The organism is Pedobacter aquatilis (assembly GCF_032678405.1).
GTDB classification, from domain to species: Bacteria; Bacteroidota; Bacteroidia; order Sphingobacteriales; family Sphingobacteriaceae; genus Pedobacter; species Pedobacter aquatilis_A.
In genome coordinates this window covers 844,046-862,971 of sequence record NZ_JAVTSJ010000002.1, presented here as the reverse complement: position 1 = coordinate 862,971, position 18,926 = coordinate 844,046, and the positions used below count along the sequence as shown (strand labels likewise).

General features: G+C 37.7%; 20 protein-coding genes. 8 read left to right on the top strand and 12 right to left on the bottom strand.

The genetic code is table 11. The annotated features are described in order from the left end of the window. Window positions 1-511: 511 nt before the first annotated feature. From R2R71_RS09305 to R2R71_RS09295, 3 genes are read right to left on the bottom strand one after another with little or no spacing between them, the layout of a single operon-like run. Window positions 512-871, bottom strand: a complete 360-nt coding sequence (locus R2R71_RS09305; protein ID WP_316830994.1) for a CoA-binding protein — start codon at window positions 869-871, stop codon at window positions 512-514. Between the two features lie 3 nt (window positions 872-874). Beyond that, on the bottom strand, window positions 875-1,342 hold the full coding sequence (locus R2R71_RS09300) for a DinB family protein (protein WP_316830993.1): 468 nt from the start codon (window positions 1,340-1,342) through the stop codon (window positions 875-877). A 33-nt stretch (window positions 1,343-1,375) separates the two neighbouring features. Continuing rightward, window positions 1,376-2,917, bottom strand: a complete 1,542-nt coding sequence (locus R2R71_RS09295) for an NAD(P)/FAD-dependent oxidoreductase (RefSeq protein WP_316830992.1) — start codon at window positions 2,915-2,917, stop codon at window positions 1,376-1,378. 108 nt (window positions 2,918-3,025) lie between these two features. Between R2R71_RS09295 and R2R71_RS09290 the strand changes: the two genes are divergently transcribed. The 5 genes from R2R71_RS09290 to R2R71_RS09270 all read left to right on the top strand — a co-directional run bounded on the left by R2R71_RS09290 (window position 3,026) and on the right by R2R71_RS09270 (window position 5,957). Continuing rightward, a complete protein-coding gene (locus R2R71_RS09290) occupies window positions 3,026-3,607 on the top strand; it encodes a LemA family protein (protein ID WP_316830990.1) in 582 nt (193 codons plus the stop codon). 85 nt (window positions 3,608-3,692) lie between these two features. Continuing rightward, window positions 3,693-4,136, top strand: coding sequence for a TPM domain-containing protein (locus R2R71_RS09285; protein ID WP_316830989.1), 444 nt, complete (start codon window positions 3,693-3,695; stop codon window positions 4,134-4,136). A 4-nt stretch (window positions 4,137-4,140) separates the two neighbouring features. Then, window positions 4,141-4,914, top strand: a complete 774-nt coding sequence (locus R2R71_RS09280) for a TPM domain-containing protein (protein WP_316830988.1) — start codon at window positions 4,141-4,143, stop codon at window positions 4,912-4,914. A gap of 64 nt (window positions 4,915-4,978) precedes the next feature. After that, a complete protein-coding gene (locus tag R2R71_RS09275; protein WP_316830987.1) occupies window positions 4,979-5,365 on the top strand; it encodes a hypothetical protein in 387 nt (128 codons plus the stop codon). 31 nt (window positions 5,366-5,396) lie between these two features. Further along, window positions 5,397-5,957, top strand: coding sequence for an NUDIX hydrolase (locus R2R71_RS09270; RefSeq protein ID WP_316830986.1), 561 nt, complete (start codon window positions 5,397-5,399; stop codon window positions 5,955-5,957). Window positions 5,958-6,036: 79 nt separating this feature from the next. Here R2R71_RS09270 and dnaA read toward each other — a convergent pair whose 3' ends face one another. From dnaA to R2R71_RS09255, 3 genes are all read right to left on the bottom strand, one after another. After that, window positions 6,037-7,467, bottom strand: coding sequence for a chromosomal replication initiator protein DnaA (gene dnaA / locus R2R71_RS09265; RefSeq protein WP_056088409.1), 1,431 nt, complete (start codon window positions 7,465-7,467; stop codon window positions 6,037-6,039). Window positions 7,468-7,917: 450 nt separating this feature from the next. Next, window positions 7,918-9,465 (bottom strand): methylmalonyl-CoA mutase, encoded by a 1,548-nt coding sequence (locus R2R71_RS09260; RefSeq protein ID WP_316830985.1) that lies wholly within the window; start codon window positions 9,463-9,465, stop codon window positions 7,918-7,920. Between the two features lie 132 nt (window positions 9,466-9,597). Then, a complete protein-coding gene (locus tag R2R71_RS09255) occupies window positions 9,598-10,128 on the bottom strand; it encodes a hypothetical protein (RefSeq protein WP_316830984.1) in 531 nt (176 codons plus the stop codon). Between the two features lie 91 nt (window positions 10,129-10,219). Between R2R71_RS09255 and R2R71_RS09250 the strand changes: the two genes are divergently transcribed. Both R2R71_RS09250 and R2R71_RS09245 read left to right on the top strand, forming a co-directional pair. Continuing rightward, a complete protein-coding gene (locus tag R2R71_RS09250; RefSeq protein WP_316830983.1) occupies window positions 10,220-10,573 on the top strand; it encodes an iron-sulfur cluster assembly accessory protein in 354 nt (117 codons plus the stop codon). A gap of 113 nt (window positions 10,574-10,686) precedes the next feature. Continuing rightward, window positions 10,687-11,919, top strand: coding sequence for an ABC transporter permease (locus tag R2R71_RS09245; RefSeq protein WP_316830982.1), 1,233 nt, complete (start codon window positions 10,687-10,689; stop codon window positions 11,917-11,919). Window positions 11,920-11,928: 9 nt separating this feature from the next. Here R2R71_RS09245 and R2R71_RS09240 read toward each other — a convergent pair whose 3' ends face one another. Genes R2R71_RS09240 through R2R71_RS09220 form a run of 5 tightly spaced genes read right to left on the bottom strand, consistent with a single transcriptional unit; the run spans window position 11,929 to window position 16,566 of the window. After that, window positions 11,929-12,666 (bottom strand): tyrosine-protein phosphatase, encoded by a 738-nt coding sequence (locus R2R71_RS09240; RefSeq protein ID WP_316830981.1) that lies wholly within the window; start codon window positions 12,664-12,666, stop codon window positions 11,929-11,931. Between the two features lie 15 nt (window positions 12,667-12,681). Continuing rightward, window positions 12,682-13,236 carry a hypothetical protein gene (locus R2R71_RS09235; RefSeq protein WP_316830980.1) on the bottom strand — a complete coding sequence of 185 codons (555 nt, stop codon included), beginning with the start codon at window positions 13,234-13,236 and terminating at the stop codon, window positions 12,682-12,684. Next, on the bottom strand, window positions 13,237-14,259 hold the full coding sequence (galE, locus tag R2R71_RS09230; RefSeq protein WP_316830979.1) for a UDP-glucose 4-epimerase GalE: 1,023 nt from the start codon (window positions 14,257-14,259) through the stop codon (window positions 13,237-13,239). It lies immediately after the preceding gene. A 5-nt stretch (window positions 14,260-14,264) separates the two neighbouring features. After that, a complete protein-coding gene (locus R2R71_RS09225; protein ID WP_316830978.1) occupies window positions 14,265-15,254 on the bottom strand; it encodes a UDP-glucuronic acid decarboxylase family protein in 990 nt (329 codons plus the stop codon). A 1-nt stretch (window position 15,255) separates the two neighbouring features. After that, complete coding sequence (locus tag R2R71_RS09220) at window positions 15,256-16,566, bottom strand: UDP-glucose/GDP-mannose dehydrogenase family protein (protein WP_316830977.1); 1,311 nt, start codon at window positions 16,564-16,566, stop codon at window positions 15,256-15,258. A gap of 65 nt (window positions 16,567-16,631) precedes the next feature. Between R2R71_RS09220 and R2R71_RS09215 the strand changes: the two genes are divergently transcribed. Continuing rightward, on the top strand, window positions 16,632-17,861 hold the full coding sequence (locus tag R2R71_RS09215) for a 3-deoxy-D-manno-octulosonic acid transferase (protein WP_316830976.1): 1,230 nt from the start codon (window positions 16,632-16,634) through the stop codon (window positions 17,859-17,861). On the opposite strand, the gene hemH is transcribed toward R2R71_RS09215, so the two are convergent. Next, window positions 17,854-18,864, bottom strand: a complete 1,011-nt coding sequence (hemH, locus tag R2R71_RS09210; RefSeq protein WP_316830975.1) for a ferrochelatase — start codon at window positions 18,862-18,864, stop codon at window positions 17,854-17,856. The genes R2R71_RS09215 and hemH overlap by 8 nt on opposite strands. Between the last annotated feature and the right edge of the window lie 62 nt (window positions 18,865-18,926).

Genomic DNA, 18,926 nt, shown 5'->3' with positions numbered 1-18,926 from the left:
GTTTGCTTATCCGTGACATCCGCCACTCAAGCTTTTTTTTTTTCCCTTCGTTTCCGTTGGGAGTGCAAAGGTAAGAATCTTTTTTTAACTTCCAAATAAAATAATTTTTATTTTTCAAGCCTCATTTTTCTTCTCAAACCCTCTTTTCAATACTGCCCTTCCGGGCTTCGCTTCCTTCCGAAGCGGGTTGCAAAAGTAGAAAATTTTATCCAACCTCCAAATTTTATTTTAAAATAATTTCTGTCAGTCTTATTTTCTCATCACATTAACCCTCTTCCTCCGAAGCGGGTTGCAAAAGTAGAAAAAATTAACACCCTTACAAATACAAAAACCGTTTTATTTGATGGATTCCCCGTAACTCTATGAACTACAGATAGAAAAAGTTGTCAGTCTACTAAAACATTTTAACTTATTCGTTTGTTAAAGCCTACTTTGTAAGCCTGCGAAGAAAGGTTTTTACCACCTTAGACACCTAAGGACATCCAGATTGTAAGGATTATTTTAATACTTTTTAATACTGCCCAGTGCTTAATAAAACCAAAGTACAGGCTTCGACAGGTTCTATTCCGTTTGCATCCAGCAATTTTTCAAGCTCATCATTTTCAGTTCCCGGATTAAAAATAACTCTTTTTGGTTTTGTGTTAATGATATAATCATGGTATTGTGTCTGCAAATCGGGACCTATATACAATGTAATAGTATCAATATCCGAATGAATGTTACCCGGTTTCTCAATTTCTACTCCTGCAACCTCACCACGTTTTATACCAACATTAACAATTTCATGATTAAAACGCGTTAACATGTGGGCTGCTTTATATGCATATCGAGATGGATCTGGAGATGCACCTATAATAAGTGTCTTTTTCATAAGTTAAAATTTCGACAAGAGTGCAATTTGTCCGGAATGATAAGCGTGATGCTGAATTAAATCGTTTAGCAGTTCGATATTTGTAACACCTGTGCCTAAAGCCGGATTTCGTTCATCTTTTGTGGGACTGTCCCATTCAGAAGTTGCAATTTTTCCGCAAACCCGAATCAATTCTTCATTTGCGATTTTAAAATCAAATATTATTCTTTCCCAAGCTTGTGGGCTTTTTTGACGAACGGCAGGCCAATCGCCCATTTCGGGCTCACTTGCAGGATTACCATTTAAACGAGATGCTACTTCTGTAGTCCAGCTTGTTAAATGCAGTGCAATTTCTGCAATTGAATGTGCATTTGGCACATAGTGCTGAAATGCTTTTTCAGGCAAAACATTATTTAGTGTTTGCATAACATGATTACCATGCCAGGCATCGCCATTAAATGCTTTTTGGATTTCATTGGTAATGTTTAACATATTTAAACAACAAAGGCTATATAGATATGTTTGTTATTGGGCTGTAAGAATTGCATTTGCGCAATTAATCCCATCAATTGCAGCAGAAACTATACCACCAGCGTACCCAGCACCCTCTGCACATGGGTATAAACCTTTAACCTGTGGGTGCTGGAAGGTTTCTTTATCTCGCGGAATACGAACTGGTGAGGATGTTCTGCTTTCGACTCCTACCAAGATGGCCTCGTTAGTATAATAACCTTTTATTTTCTTTCCAAATAGTGGAAGTGCGGTCTTTAAACTTCCTGAAACAAAATCGGGAAGAATATTATCTAACATCGAACTTTTAGTACCAGGCAGATAGGAATTTTTTGGTAAATCAATCGATAACTTATTGTTTACAAAATCAACCATGCGTTGAGCGGGGGCAACAAGGTTTCCTCCTCCGGCAACAAAAGCCAGTTTCTCAATTTCAGACTGAAAATTCAGCATCCTTAACGGGTCGTAACCTTGCACATCATTTAATGTAACCTGAACTACCGTGCCGGAATTAGCATAGGGGTTATTTCTTTTTGAAGGCGACCATCCATTTACCACAATTTCATTCTCGCCAGTAGCACATGGAGCAATAATACCTCCGGGACACATACAAAAAGAGAATACACCACGACTGCCAACTTGTTCTACCAAGCTATAATATGCAGGCGGCAGAAATTCGGAGCGTATATCACAATGGTATTGTGCTGAATCTATAATTTGCTGTGGATGCTCAATGCGAACGCCTAAAGCAAAAGGTTTAGCCTCAATAAGAATATTTTTGCTATTCAGCAATTCATACACGTCCCTGGCAGAATGTCCGGTAGCCAAAATAATATTTTCGGCAAATAATTTATCTTCAAAATTAATTTCGATTCCTTTTATTTTACCAAATTCGATTAAGATATCGGTCATCTGGCTATCAAACATTACTTCTCCTCCAGCATTCAATATGGTATCTTTTATAGCTGTTATGATATGCGGAAGTTTGTTTGTTCCGATGTGAGGACGGGCATCAATAGCAATATCAGGTTCGGCCCCGTGATTTACAAAGACTTGTAAAACCTTATTAATATCGCCACGTTTGTTGGAACGGGTATATAATTTCCCATCAGAATAGGTCCCTGCGCCACCCTCGCCATAGCAATAGTTCGATTCTGTGTTGACTACACCTTGTTTATTAATTGCAGCTAAATCGCGGCGACGTTGTTTAACATCTTTACCACGTTCGATAATAATTGGCTTGAGCCCATTTTCAATACATTGCAGTGCGGCGAACAAACCTGCCGGACCTGCACCAATAATGAGTACTGGCTTTGCATCACTGACATTTTGATAGCTGATTGTATGAATTTCAGGAGCCGGCGCTTCATCAACATAAACTTTTACCTGAAGACGGAAAATAACTTTACGGGAACGCGCATCAATGGAGCGTTTAAGTATTTCGTAGCCTTTTATACGGTTTAAGGAAAGATTTAATCCTTCTGCCAGCTTCTGTTTGATGGTTTCAGTTTGCTCTACCTGATGTGGGAGCAATGTGATTTCGATATCTTTTTGCATACAACTTGTCAGGTTTTTATCCTGAATTGTAACAAAGGTACAGATTTTGTAATCTTATTAGTAAATTGACCTTAATTCAATTTGACAACTTATACAAAAACCATAAAAATGAAAAGATTAGTATTTGGAATTTTAGCTGCTGTAATTGCAGTTAGCACTTTGAGTTCATGCGGATACAACAGCATGGTTAAACTTGATGAAAATGTAAAATCGAAATGGGGAACTGTTCAAACCCAATATCAAAGAAGAGCAGATTTAATTCCGAATTTAGTAAACACTGTTAAAGGTGCAGCAAAATTTGAACAGGGAACCTTAACAGCAGTTGTTGAGGCTCGTGCAAAAGCAACCCAAATGACAGTTAAAGCAGATGATTTAACACCTGAAAACATCCAGAAATACCAGGCAGCGCAGGGGCAGTTAAGTCAGGCTTTGGGCAAATTATTATCGATTACTGAGGCATATCCTGAATTAAGAGCTACCCAACAATTTAGCGACTTATCGGCACAGTTAGAAAGTACTGAAAACAGAATTACCGTAGCACGTAAAGATTTTAACGATGCGGTGCAGGAATATAATGGTAAAATCAGGTCTTTCCCTACTAACCTAACTGCAGGCATGTTCGGTTTCAAACCTAAAGGCTATTTTGAAGCAGACGCAACTGCTAAAGATGCACCTAAAGTAGAGTTTTAATCTTCTCTAAATAATATATAAGGGTAATGGGTGTTTATTTAACTGAACATTTATTACCCTTTTTAATTCAATTTAAAACTAAGACATGTCGTTATTCTCGGATATTGAACAAGATAAAATAGCAAAAGCAATTGCTGATGCAGAGCAGACAACTTCAGGAGAAATTAGAATAGCTATTGATAAACATTGCGAAGGTGATGCTTTCGAAAAAGCTACGGGATATTTTGCCAAGCTTGATATGGATAAAACTGCTCAGCGCAACGGTGTATTGATTTACCTGGCGCATGCAGACCATAAGTTCGCCATAATTGGTGATTCAGGAATTAACAAAGTTGTTCCTGACAATTTCTGGGAAACCACAAAGATTGCTATGACTGCTCATTTTGCGAAGGGCAATTTGGCAGATGGAATTATAGCAGGCATTGCCCTTGCCGGCGAGAAGCTGGCATTATTTTTCCCTTATCAAACCGGGGATATAAATGAATTGCCAAATGATATTGTATACATGGACAGTAAAGAAAACAACTAAGGCAATGAAAAAATTATTCCTCTTATCGTTTTTCAGCTTAATCTTCAGTGTTGTATTTGCGCAGGATTTCCCGGCAAAACCTACAACGCTGGTTAACGATTATACAAATGTTTTGTCTGCTAGCCAGAAAGAAGCCCTCGAACAGAAACTAGTTGCTTTTGACGACTCGAGCTCTACACAAATTGCGATAGCGATTGTGAAATCTGTGGGCGACTATGACATTAATGAATATGCGGTAGAACTTGGCAGAAAATGGGGTGTTGGCCAAAGCGGCAAAAATAACGGTATTATGATTGTAGTCGCCGTAGGCGATCGGAAAATCTCTATCCAGACAGGATATGGCGTTGAAGGTGCTTTACCAGATATTTATGCAAAACGCATCATCGACAATGATATTAAACCAAATTTTAAAGCCGGCGATTATTATGCAGGCTTAGATGCTGGCACAACCTCCATTATAAAATATACCAGGGGCGAGTACAAAAATGATAACCCAAGGGTATCGGCAAAAAAGGGCGGCTCGGTAAGTGCTATCTTGCTTATCATCATTATTATTGTGGTTATCATTATTATGAGAAATGGCGGCGGAGGCAATGGCGAAATTATCGGTAGCCGAGGCGCCTCTAATGCACTATTCTGGGCCATGCTGTTTGGAAGTGGTGGTGGCGGCCGAGGTGGAAGTGGTGGCTGGGGCGGCGGCTCATCCGGAGGCGGAGGCGGCTTTGGTGGTTTCGGCGGCGGAAGTTTTGGAGGCGGAGGCTCAAGCGGAAGCTGGTAACTTGGATTTACGATCTTAGATGAAGATTTACGATTTATCTAGTAACATAATGATAAACTGAAAGATGTACAGAAGAGATTTAATAACTGCAGAAATTGAAAAGCTTACTCAAGTACTGGCCAAAATAATGGGGCTAAAACTTGAGGGGAAGTTAAAGGATGCAAATCTGATTTTTGTAGAAACTATGAAGAACAGTTTCGCACTCCCTGTGGAAACGCTGGAAGGCGAAGATCTAAATACCTTCAGGCAATGGCTTGAAATTACCGACTTGCCGGCAGAAAAACTGGATTCTTTAAGTGAGTTTCTTTATTACGAATTAGGTATCAGTAATGACCGCAACAGGATTATTGCACCAAAACTTAATTTAATTTACAATCTGCTTGCTGATAAACATAAAGTCGTTCATCTCGTTAACTTGCATCGGCAGAAAATAATTCAACAATACATTTGATTTACAATTTTAGATTTACAAAGAACGATTTATGACCAAAATTGAAAAGTGGCAAAAGCTTGCCTCTAAATATTTAGTGAAAGAGAAATGGGCCACCTTACGTGTAGATGAAGTTAAATTACCTGATGGAATTGTAAAAGATGATTATTATGTTTTAGAATACCCAAACTGGGTAAATGCTATTGCCCTAACCGTATCGGGTAAAATTATACTTGTTCGTCAATACCGTCACGCGGCTGATATAATATCCCTCGAAGTTCCTGGAGGTGTAATTGATGGTGATGAAGAGCCGGAATCTGCAATTAAAAGAGAGTTACTGGAGGAAACCGGTTATAGTTTCAAAACCTGTAAGCTTATTGCCGAACTTTATCCGAATCCGGCAACGGCAAATAACCTAACCTTTACCTATGTTTTAACCGGCGGTATAAAAACTCATGAGCAGCATTTGGATGAGCACGAAATCCTGAATGTAGAAGAATACACAATCACAGAAGTAAAACAGCTTTTGAAAGATAATAAAATAGCCCAGGCATTACATGTGGCGGCATTACATTATGGTTTAGCAGAAATCGAAAAAATCAACTTTTCATAAATCTTTGATTCCAGTAAAACAATAAAGGCCTGATTGATATCAATCAGGCCTTTATTGTTTTAAAGTTAAGCTAAATGATTTAGCTCATTTTTAATTTCTTTTGAATATCGTGTACATAAGCCTTAAACTTTTTATCTGTATCGATTAAATCTTCAACAGTTTGACAAGCATAGATTACCGTACTGTGATCGCGGCCTCCAAAGAAAGCACCAATTGTTTTTAATGATGATTTTGTATGGCTCTTAGAAAGGTACATTGAAATCTGGCGGGCCTGTACAATTTCGCGTTTACGTGTCTGCGATTTAACCATATCAACAGGAACTTCAAAATACTCGCAAACCAATTTCTGGATGTATTCCATAGAGATTTCCTTCGAGGTATTCTTGATGAAGTTCTTTAGCATTTGCTTTGCTAAGTTCAAATCGATTTCCTTTTTATTTAAAGTAGCTTGTGCCAGTAAAGAAACCATTGCACCTTCAAGCTCACGTACGTTGTTATCAATGTTGTGCGCAACATATTCTACAACTTCGCCAGGTAATTCAATACCATCAGCATACATTTTCTTTCTTAAAATGGCGATACGCGTTTCTAAATCCGGAATCTGTAAATCAGCAGATAAACCCCACTTAAAACGACTTAATAAACGCTCTTCTAAACCGGCTAAATCTTTTGGAGCTTTATCAGAGGTTAAAATAACCTGCTTACCTGATTGGTGTAAGTGGTTAAAAATATGGAAGAAAATATCCTGTGTTTTTTCTTTACCGGCGAAATTGTGTACATCATCCATGATGATAACATCCATCGCCTGATAAAAGTTAACAAAGTCGTTGATGGTATTATTTTTCAATGAATCAACAAACTGCTGGCAAAATTTTTCGCAACTAACATAGATAACCAGTTTATCAGGCATACTCCTTTTAATCTCGTTACCAATGGCCTGTGCCAGGTGTGTTTTACCCAAACCTACGCCACCATAAATCATTAAAGGATTAAATGATGTACCGCCTGGTTTAGCAGCAACCGCATAACCTGCAGAACGTGCCAAACGGTTACAATCTCCTTCTATGTAATTTTCAAAAGTGTAGTTTGAATTTAACTGTGGATCTACGTTTAATTTTTTTAATCCGGGGATGATAAACGGATTTTTGATATCCTTGTTAATCGATACCGGAATTGGCATGGATTGCACCTTTGCTTCTGCCCCGTTTCCGTTCGAAGGCATATTGGTAGTATAAGGACTTCCACTGTTAGATGATTTATCTACAACAATGTTATATTCCAACCTGCCATCCTCTCCAAGTTGTTTTTTAACGGTTTTACGTAATAAGCCTACGTAGTGCTCTTCAAGCCATTCGTAAAAGAATAAACTTGGTACCTGAATGGTTAGAACCTTACCTTCCAATTTAAGGGCTGTAATAGGCTCGAACCAGGTTTTGAAACTTTGGTTCGGGATGTTATCCTTAATAATTTGAAGACAGTTCTTCCACACTTCTGTACAAGTTTTTTCCATTGCGATTTCTATAATTTATTGGTTTTCAGTTCCGATTCGAATTTACGGGATGGTCCGTTTCGGGACTACGAATATTGAGAAAATTATCAACATTTGAAACAAAAATTTCATTTATTTCGTAACATATTCATAAGCAGTATTCTACCTCTCTTAACCTGAATTTTTAGTGTGGATAACTATTTATTAACATTGGTTTTCCACATCAAAAATCGATTTATCGCTTATTTATGCCGATTATTCCGAATCAAGCCTGGAAAAGCAAATTCCAGGCCAGTAACCCAATCTGACCTGCTTTTTCTCAGAATATAATTTACTTAAAATTAAACTAGCTGAAACCAAAGCGATTATATAAATTGTAACCCATCGATTATTTAATCGACGGATTACAACTGTAAATTATGAGGTTAAAATTTCCCCATTTTGGGTAAAATCCAAATCTGTTTTACACAACTAATATTCGCCGAAGGCATCTCTTAACACATCAGCAATTTCTCCTAATGTAGCATACTTTTCTACGGCCGTTATAATCAAGGGCATTAAGTTAATATCAGATTTTGCAGCATCACTTATATGTCTTAACGCTTCTTTAACCGCATTGTTATCTCTTTCAGCTTTCAATCTGTTTAGTTTTTCAGTTTGCAGCTTCCTTACCGAATCATCAATATTAAAAACCTCGGTTATACCTTCTTCCTTTTGAACAAACCTGTTTACGCCGACCGATACCCTGCTACCATCTTCAATTTCATTTTGATACTGGTAAGCAGCAGAAGCAATTTCCTGTTGCATGTAATCGCTTTCAATAGCATTTACTGAGCCGCCCATCGCATCAATTTTATCAATATAAGCCCATGCTGCTGCTTCGATTTCGTCAGTTAGGCTTTCCACAAAAAAAGAACCTGCCAATGGATCAACAGTATCAGCAACACCACTCTCAAAGCCGATGATCTGTTGTGTACGCAATGCGATTTTTGCAGCAGCTTCTGTAGGTAAAGAAAGTGCTTCGTCGTAACCATTGGTATGCAGCGACTGTGTACCGCCTAAAACTGCAGCCATTGCCTGGTTAGTAACCCGGATAACGTTGTTTAAAGGCTGCTGGGCCGTTAAAGTAGAGCCACCGGTTTGCGTATGGAACCGAAGCATTTGTGCTTTATCGTCAGTTGCCCCAAGTTCCTTTGTAATTTTTGCCCACATCCTCCTTGATGCCCTGAATTTGGCAATCTCCTCAAAGAAATTATTATGGCAGTTAAAGAAGAAGGATAATCTCCTTGCAAAAATATTAATATCTAAACCTTTTGCTATTGCCGCTTTTAGGTAAGTTTTACCATTTGCAAGTGTAAAGGCCAGCTCCTGAACTGCAGTTGATCCGGCTTCCCGGATATGATAACCTGAAATAGAGATGGTATTCCATTTCGGCACTTCCTTACTGCAATATTCAAAAATATCCGTTATTAAACGCATTGATTGTTTAGGCGGATAAATGTAAGTGCCGCGGGCGGCATATTCTTTTAAAATATCATTCTGTATCGTACCTGAAATCTGTTTTAAATCTGCACCTTGTTTTTTGGCCAGTGCAATATACATGGCCAATAAAATGGATGCCGTGGCATTAATTGTCATTGAAGTCGTAATATTCTTCAGTTCAATGCCATTGAAAAGAATTTCTATGTCTCTTAAAGAATCGATTGCAACGCCAACTTTGCCTACCTCGCCATCTGCCATTTCATGATCAGAATCGTAACCGATCTGCGTTGGTAAATCAAATGCAACAGATAAGCCGGTGGTTCCCTGGCTCAATAAATAATGATAACGCTTATTTGATTCTTCTGCGGTAGAGAAGCCTGCATATTGCCGCATTGTCCACAAACGTCCGCGATACATATCTTTTTGAATTCCCCGGGTAAAAGGGAATTCACCAGGTTTCTCTTCCATCGGCTTTGCCGAAGTATAAAGCTCTTTTATCTCGATACCAGAAGTTGTAATATGTTTTTTATCGCTCATATTTGGTTATGTAAATGTTTAACTGTTAAAAACTGATTAATTGGTTAACTGCTCAAATTGGTCGCCAAATTGATTCAGTTTTGCAGATTATGATTAACAGGCATAAACAATTACCCAATTAACCGTACAGAATCAAAACAGCTTGCTGATATCTTTCTTAATAAGCTCAATAGTCAGATCATATGGATTTTCATCAATACCAGCCATATGTTGCAGAATGGCTTTACTTAATTCTATACCATTTGCATCGGCTGGCAAACCCTGCACTGCATTATTTATCATGGCAATGGTATCGTCTTTCAATTTTCTTATAACTCCCCAAGTTACGGTATCAACATAAAGCTGTTGGGTAATATTATGCTGATATTCTGAACGCACTTCGTTTAAAATACCGGCCTGTAAAGTACCTATGCCAATACCCTGTTGATGAAGGCGAACTAATAAATTTGCCGGATTTATTCTATCAACAAAAATAATTAACCGCTCATGCGCCTGTAATCGCAGGGGTAAAATATGGGTGCGGCTCTCTTTATTTAATTCTGCAGTTTTAAGGTTGAAAAAACGCTGAATATCGTTCTTCAAAACATAATAAATAGCAATTAGAGCGATAAAAACCCCTGCTCCTAATATTACGATATCAGTAATTATTTGTTGTACATTCATATATATTGTTTAACTACGGTAATTTTAAAACCTGATAAAAGCAAAAATGTGCATTATTATTTATATTTGTAAGAGTTAAAATTTAAATAACATGAGTACTACAGTTGATACAGCATTTGCACCGGTTACTTTTTCGGAAGGCGCAGCAAAAGAGTTATATAAATTAAAAGATCAGCAAGAGATTGGTGAGGATTATGGTTTACGTGTAGGCGTTGAAGGTGGCGGTTGCGCAGGCATGAACTATGTTCTGGGCTTCGATCAGAAAAAAGACGGCGACCAGGAGTTTCTAATCAATGGGATTAAAGTGTTCATGAATAAAGCACATCAGATGTATTTAATGGGTATGATGATTGACTGGCAGGACGGTTTAAATTCAAGAGGTTTCACCTTTATAAACCCAAATGCAACGAGCACTTGCGGTTGCGGAACAAGTTTTTCGGCATAAAGAAAATAATATTGTAACATATTGCATGGTCCCCTTGTCTAAACATCGGGACTTTTTTATTTTTAAAAGTATCCTGAAAAGGAAAAAACCTTTCAACTACGCTTTATAACTAAATGAATTACAGAGAAAACATCAGGCTGGCCATACAATCCATTAAAAGCAACCGCTTGCGCACCATGCTAACGGCGCTCATTATAGCCATTGGTTTAAGTGCTTTGGTTGGTATTTTAACTACGCTCGATGCTGTAAAAACCAGTATGACTGAAGCATTCAGTAGCATGGGGGCGAATTCATTTACGATTCGTAACCGGGGAACCGGAATAAGGATTGGAGGACAAGGAAAAAGGCCAAAACCTTTCAAATCCATCAGGTACGAAGACGCGATTAAGTTTAAAGATAGCCTTAACACACCTGCCACAGTCGCTGTAAGTGTTTTTGCAAGCAGTGGTTCAACGGTTAAAAACGGGAGTTTAAAAACCAACCCTAATATTAACGTTCAGGGGATTGACGAAAACGGACTGACATCACAAGGCTTAAGTTTATCTGAAGGTAGAAATTTTAGTGTTTCTGAAGTACAAATGGGAAGCAATGTTTGTATTGTTGGTAGTGAGGTTGTAAACAAGCTTTTCAAAAATGAAGACCCTATTGATAAACTGATCAATGTGGGGAATAATCGTTTTAAGATTGTAGGTATATTGGTATCAAAAGGTTCGAGTATGGGTTTTAGTGGCGATAGAGCAGTTTACGTGCCCCTATTAAAAGCAAAGCAGATTAATGCCAATGCTAATCCATCTTACACCATAACAGTAATGGTTCCTACAAACGATATGCAGGAAAATGTTATAGGTGAATCGACAGCACTGTTCAGAAACATCAGAAAAGTTAAAATCAGTGAGCCAAATAATTTTGAAATAACTAAAAGTGATGCCGTTGCTCAAACGCTCTTCGAAAACCTAGCCTTTGTTGCCATTGGGGGCGTTGCTATTGGAATTATAACACTTATAGGTGCTTCGATTGGTTTGATGAATATCATGCTGGTATCGGTTACCGAAAGGACAAGGGAAATTGGTGTAAGAAAAGCAATTGGTGCAAACCCAAAAGTTATTCGCCGTCAGTTTTTAATCGAAGCTGTTGTAATTTGTTTGATGGGTGGCAGTCTGGGTATTTTTCTGGGTATCGTTATCGGCAATCTAATATCACTCGCCATGGGCGGTTCATTTATCATTCCGTGGTTATTTATCTTCGGAGGTTTTGTTGTATGCGTGGGCGTAGGGATTCTATCCGGCTATTATCCGGCTAAAAAAGCTTCACGATTAGACCCTGTTGAAGCCTTAAGGTACGAATAAACAAATCGATTAAAGTAGCTTATTCTTTAATTGGTGAACACTTAAAAGCGTTTGCATTGTTGCCGTATTTAAGCTTTCTTCTAAGGCTGCTGCATGTTTTAAATGGTGCATATCGCTTCCGATAAAATCAATCAGGTGATTTTCAGCCATTTCTTCGGCAACTTTATTTGCGCCTTTACCATAATAACCGGTTAGTGCAATTGAATTTAGTTGCAATAAACATCCAGTGTCTCTTATTTGGAAGTAATTTTCTATTGAAGCGTAATAATAAGGATACCTTTCGGGATGAGCCAATACAGGCTTATAGCCTGCATCCTGGATTAATTTTATAAAATCAATAAGATTTTGTGGCGCATTGATATAAGAAAGTTCAAACAAGAGGTAGTTATCCCCGAAAGTTAAAACTTCTTTTTGCTTTACCTTGCGTTCAAAAGTTTCATCCAAATAATATTCTGCTGCTGCATCTACTTCTAAATCCAGCTGAATTTCCTGTAAGCCTTTTCTTAGCACGTCCAGGCCACGATTAATGGTATCGGGCGTATTGCGAAAGTAATCGGCCATGATGTGTGGCGTAGCGATAAGCTTTTTATAACCTAGAGCTTTAAATTTTTTTGCTAGCGATAAGGAATCGTTAAGGGTTTGTGCACCATCATCAATACCTGGAATAATATGCGAATGCATATCGGTACCGATATTCGAGAAATTAAATTCTGGGATTAGTTTTTTCTTTTTGAAGAATCCAAACATTATTTATGAAGGGTATTAAACCGCCTTTGGTAAGTTAGAAGCCTCGGCTGCCCCTGCTAATTTAGAAGAATAAATTTTAGTAAGCAATTGATTTACAGTTTCAGACAAATCGAACTGTAGATCTTCGTGAAGTTTTGCCAGTTTATTAAGTGTAACCTGAACCGTTTTTATGTAGAAAGTGGCAAAGAGAAAACCAAAATCTTTATAACCAAAAAGTGATCTTTTATAATCCAGAGGAATAATGCTGAGTATAAAGATTTTCAACTCTACCTCTCCAAAAGCATCCTTTGTTACTTTATAAAAATGATTTACACCGGCAATCATCTTACGAACCTTTGCAAGCGCCTCTTTAACATTAAGGCGTTTCAGCTCCGCAAGCTGATCTTCTATATCAGATTTTATCTTTTCTTTTCTATCTTCCAGATCATGCTCATCTTCAAGCAGTTTGTAATGAAGATGTTCGGTTAAAACTTTATCCTTAGCAATCAAGCGAAGCAATAACTTATCTTTCTCTTTAACAGGCAAGCCTGCAATTGCATTTTTTAAGTCTTTATGCTCCGAAAGCTTCATCTAAAATGGATTAGCTTTAATGTACTTTTCCCATTCCCAGGCCGAACGCATCATTTCATTAACATCAAGTTCTGTCTGCCAGCCTAGTAGTTGTTTAGATTTAGTAACATCACCATATATTTGTTCCACATCGCCTTCTCTTCTCGGACCAATCTGGTAATTTAACGTTTCTCCGGTTGAGGCCTCAAAAGCTTTTATAATTTCTAAAACCGAAGAACCTTTTCCGGTTCCAATATTGAAGACTTCGTAATTTGATTCGGCTTTCCCTCCTTCCAACCTTTTTATTGCTGCAACGTGTGCTTTTGCCAAATCAACAACATGAATATAATCTCTTATCGCACTACCATCTGGCGTATTATAATTATCGCCATAAACTGTAATTGGGCCACGTTTGCCAATAGCCGATTGCGTGATAAAAGGCACTAAATTTGCCGGAACACCATTAGGTAATTCACCAATAAGCGCCGATTTGTGTGCACCAACCGGGTTAAAATAACGCAATGCGACAACATTTAGATCTGGTGTTACTGCAGCAGTTTCTACCAGGATTTCCTCGGCTATCTGCTTAGTGTTGCCGTAAGGAGATTCTGCCTGCTTAACTCTTTCTAATTCTGTAACCGGCAAGTTATCTGGCTGACCATAAACCGTACAAGATGAAGAGAAAACAAAATCTATTTTCCGGTTAAAGGCAGTTAGCAGGTTAATCAAGCTAAAAAAGTTATTCTTATAATATTTTAAAGGTTTCTGAACAGATTCGCCAACTGCTTTAAATGCTGCAAAATGAATGATACCTGAAATATCATTATATTTTGCAGCAAATTCATTAACCTTTTTAGTGTCACATAAATCGAATTGATGGAATTCGGGTTTTATGCCGATAATCGCCTCAATCTGGTCTAAAATCTTAATACTTGAGTTAGATAAATCATCAACAATCACAACTTCATAACCTGCATTGTGTAGTTCAACAACTGTATGAGAACCTATGTATCCGGTACCTCCGGTAACTAGAATTTTAGACATTTATATTAACGATTGTATTTTTGGAAATCTTTATGTTCAATTTTTGCCAAGGCCTCTTCCGGTAATGACTTAAAGTAATCGTAGGTAATTTTTAAACCTTCAGCACGACCAACCTTTGGCTCCCAGTTTAGTAAAGCCTTAGCTTTGGTAATATCGGGCCTGCGTTGTTTAGGATCATCCTGAGGAAGTTCTTTGTAAACAATTTTTTGTGATGTTCCGGTTAACTTAATAATTTCTTCGCAGAATTGTTTAATTGTAATTTCATCCGGATTACCAATGTTTACTGGCTGAGCGTAATCACTCATCAGCAGACGATAAATACCCTCAATCAAATCATCAACATAACAAAATGAACGAGTTTGGCTACCATCGCCAAATACAGTTAAATCTTCTCCTCTTAATGCCTGACCTATAAATGCTGGTAAAACACGTCCGTCATTCAAACGCATTCTAGGTCCGTACGTATTAAAAATACGTACGATACGAGTTTCAACGCCGTGGAAAGTATGGTAAGCCATAGTAATGGCTTCCTGAAAACGTTTGGCTTCATCATATACACCACGAGGACCAACAGGGTTAACATTTCCCCAATACTCTTCTGGCTGAGGGTTAACACTTGGATCACCATATACCTCTGAAGTTGAGGCAATCAGCATTCTTGCGCCTTTAGCCCTTGCTAATCCCAATAAATTATGGGTACCCAACGAACCTACTTTTAGAGTCTGGATAGGAATTTTCAGGTAATCAATCGGGCTTGCTGGTGATGCAAAGTGTAAAATATAATCCAACTGGCCAGGGATATGAACAAATTTAGAAACATCGTGGTTATAAAACTCAAAGTTTTCTAAATGGAATAAATGCTCAATATTAGTTAAATCGCCTGTGATCAGGTTATCCATACCAATAACGTGGTAACCTTCCTTTATAAATCTATCGCAAAGGTGTGAGCCTAAAAAGCCTGCCGCACCTGTAATTAAAATTCTTTTAGCGCTCATATTAATCTACCAGTTTACGGCCAATACTATTATAGTAATATCCTAAATCAATCATTTTCTGAAGGTCGTATAAGTTTCTTCCGTCGAAAATAACTTTATTTTTAAGTATCGATTCTATTTTATCGAAGTCCGGATTACGGAAAACCGACCATTCAGTTGCGATTAACAAAGCATCAGCATTTTCCAACGCTTCGTATTGGTTTTCAGCATACTTCACTTTATCACCAATTACACCTTTAACATTTGGCATACCTTCAGGATCGAAAACAGTAACTGTTGCCCCAGCTCTAACTAATGCATCAATAATATACAATGCTGGCGCTTCACGGATATCATCGGTTTCTGGTTTGAAAGCCAGCCCCCAAAGTGCAAAATGCTTGCCTGCAATGTCGTTTTTATAATATTTTAAAATTTTATCCACCAAAATTGTTTTCTGGCGCTCATTTACTTCCATTACTGATTTTAAAATCTGGAAATCGTAAACATTTTCATCAGCCGCTTTTACCAATGCCTGAACATCTTTAGGAAAGCAAGAACCACCATAACCAATTCCAGGAAAAAGGAAGCGTTTACCGATACGGTCATCTGAACCAATGCCTCGTCTTACCGAATCTACATCGGCACCTACCAGCTCGCAAAGGTTTGCAACCTCGTTCATGAAGGTAATTTTTGTAGCCAAAAATGAGTTCGCAGCATATTTAGTTAATTCTGATGAGCGCTCGTCCATAAACAAGATAGGATTACCCTGACGTACATAAGGTCCGTAAAGTTCTGTCATTAATTTTATTGCCCTTTCACTCTTTGTTCCCAATACAACACGGTCAGGCTTCATAAAATCTTCAACAGCTACCCCTTCACGTAAAAACTCGGGGTTTGATACCACATCAACTTCTACAGTTGTGTTTTCTTTAAACACTGCCCTAACTTTATCTGCTGTTCCAACCGGAACGGTAGATTTGTTTACAATGATTTTATAGTCTTTAATAATTTTTGAAATGTCTTTTGCAGCACCTAAAATGTAAGATAGATCGGCTGCTCCGTCTCCTCCCGGAGGCGTTGGTAAAGCCATAAAAATAATCTGTGCTTCATTAATTGCTTCGGCAAGGTTGGTGGTAAAATGTAACCTGCCCTGCTCGATATTTCTATGGAAAAGCAAATCCAAACCTGGCTCATAAATTGGCACTTGGCCTTCTTGCATTTTTTTTACTTTGGCTTCATTTATATCGACACAGATTACATTGTTTCCTGTTTCTGCCAAACAAGTTCCGGTAACTAAACCTACGTATCCGGTACCAACTACAGCTATTTTCATATATTTAATAAGGGATTTTAAATATTTTCGTTTTATCTTGGCACGAAGATAATAAAATCCAATCAATGCTTTTACTTTATAACATAGGAATTAAAATTTATAGCTTAATTATTTGGATTTTCTCGTTTTTCAATAAAAAAGCGGCACTTTTTATTTCGGGCAGAAAACAGATTTTCAGACAGATAGCCGAAAAAACGGATTCATCCGATCAAAGTATATGGTTTCATTTCGCCTCGCTTGGAGAATTTGAACAAGGCCGACCAGTTCTTGAAAAATTAAAGCAACTTCACCCTCAAAAAAAGATATTTATTACTTTTTTTTCTCCTTCGGGATATGAAATCAGGAAAAACTATGCTTTGGCAGATGGAATTTTTTATTTGCCTTTGGATACTAAAAAGAACGCACAGCGTTTCCTTGAAATTATAAATCCGGAAATGGCAATTTTCACCAAATATGAATTTTGGTATTATTACTTTAAAGAACTAAATAGCAGAAATATCCCCTTATATGTGATATCAGGGATTTTCAGGAAAGAACAGATTTTCTTTAAAAGTTATGGCAGTTTTTATAGAAACATCCTGAAAAACGTAACCCATTTTTTTGTACAAAACCAGGAAAGCAGTACATTGCTTAAATCTATAGGCTTAAATAATGTTACCTTAAGCGGCGATACGAGGTTTGATCGGGTTTTTGAAAATGCTCAAAATCCGAAGCGTCTACCAGAAATAGAAAAATTTTGCGACAACTCTCCTGTATTAATCTGTGGCAGTACCTGGCCTGAAGACGAAAAACTTTTGGCAGAATTGCCCTTAAAATATCCAGACTGGAAATTTATCATTGCCCCACATGAGGTACATGAAAATCATATCGAAAGTATTGAGAAACTTTTTAAAACTAATTGTTTAAGATTTTCCGCTTTAAGCGAACAAGATAACATTGAAACCCAAAGTTTAAAAATCCAGGTTCTAATTATAGATAATATTGGGATGCTATCAGCTTTATATCAGTATGGAAAAATCGCTTATATCGGCGGGGGGTTTGGTGCAGGCATCCATAATACACTCGAGGCTGCAGCCTTTGGCCTAGCTGTAATTTTCGGCCCAAAATTCAATAAATTTCAGGAAGCAAAAGATTTAATTGAAATTAAAGCTGCAAAAAGCATTTCAAGTAATAACGAATTGCTCAGTGCCTTTGAATATTTTAATGGAAATGAAAATGCATCATCCGCAGCCAAAAAATATGTAGCAGAAAAAAAGGGAGCTACAGAACAAATTTTGAACAATATTACTATTTAACCATCTCAGCCAAAGCCTCTATAAATACCGGGCTATCATTCAGGCTTTCAACTAACTGAACATGCTCTCCACCCAGGGCTTTAAATTCTTCATGATATTCAACCGTAATTTCATAAATGGTTTCAAGGCAATCAGCAACAAAGGCAGGACTAAAAACCAAAAGCCGTTTTTTTCCTTCAGCTGCCAATTTCTTTAAAACATCAGTTGTGTAAGGCTGAACCCATGGTTCTTTACCCAAACGCGATTGAAAACAAACTGTATAGTTTTCTTTAGAAATACCCAGTTCTTTAGCGATTAACCGTGCTGTATCATGGCCTTGTGCTGAATAACAAAACTTATTTGTATCGTTGAGCGTCTGGCAACAATCAGAACTTTTTAAACAATAGTTTCCCGTATGGTCGCATTTTAGTAGCTGACGTTCAGGAAGCCCATGAAAACTAAAAAGAACATGATCGAAGCTTTCAGGATTATGTTTTCGGGCATTTTCGGCAAATACCTTTATCATTAATTCATTGTCATGGAACGAATTCACAAATGAAATTGGCGGAACCGTAGGCCATTTTCCAACCAGTTCCATAACTAATTGCATTACCGAACCTGTACTTGCCGAAGCATATTGCGGAAATAAAGGAATTACCTGAATGCTTTCAACCAGGCCTGCTTTCAGATTTGCCAATGCCGATGCTATTGAAGGATTCTGATAACGCATTGCCAGTTCCACATGGTAATCATCACCTAGCCTTTGCTGCAACATTTTAGCCTGAAGCTTGCTGTAGTATAGCAACGGAGAACCATTTTCATTCCATATTTCAGTATATAATTTTGCAGTTTTAGGGCTACGGAAAGGAACGATAATTCCTTTCACCAACAATGTTCTGTTAAGGGCAGGAATATCAATTACCCGTTCATCCATTAAAAACTGATCTAAGTATTTCTTAACGTCAGAAACTGAAGGACTATCGGGTGTTCCTAAATTTACCAGTAAAATTCCCTTTTTGCTCATTTAAATATGAATATGTTTTGTGCCGCAAATATCGTTTTTTTATTGTTTTGTACCTACCTGAA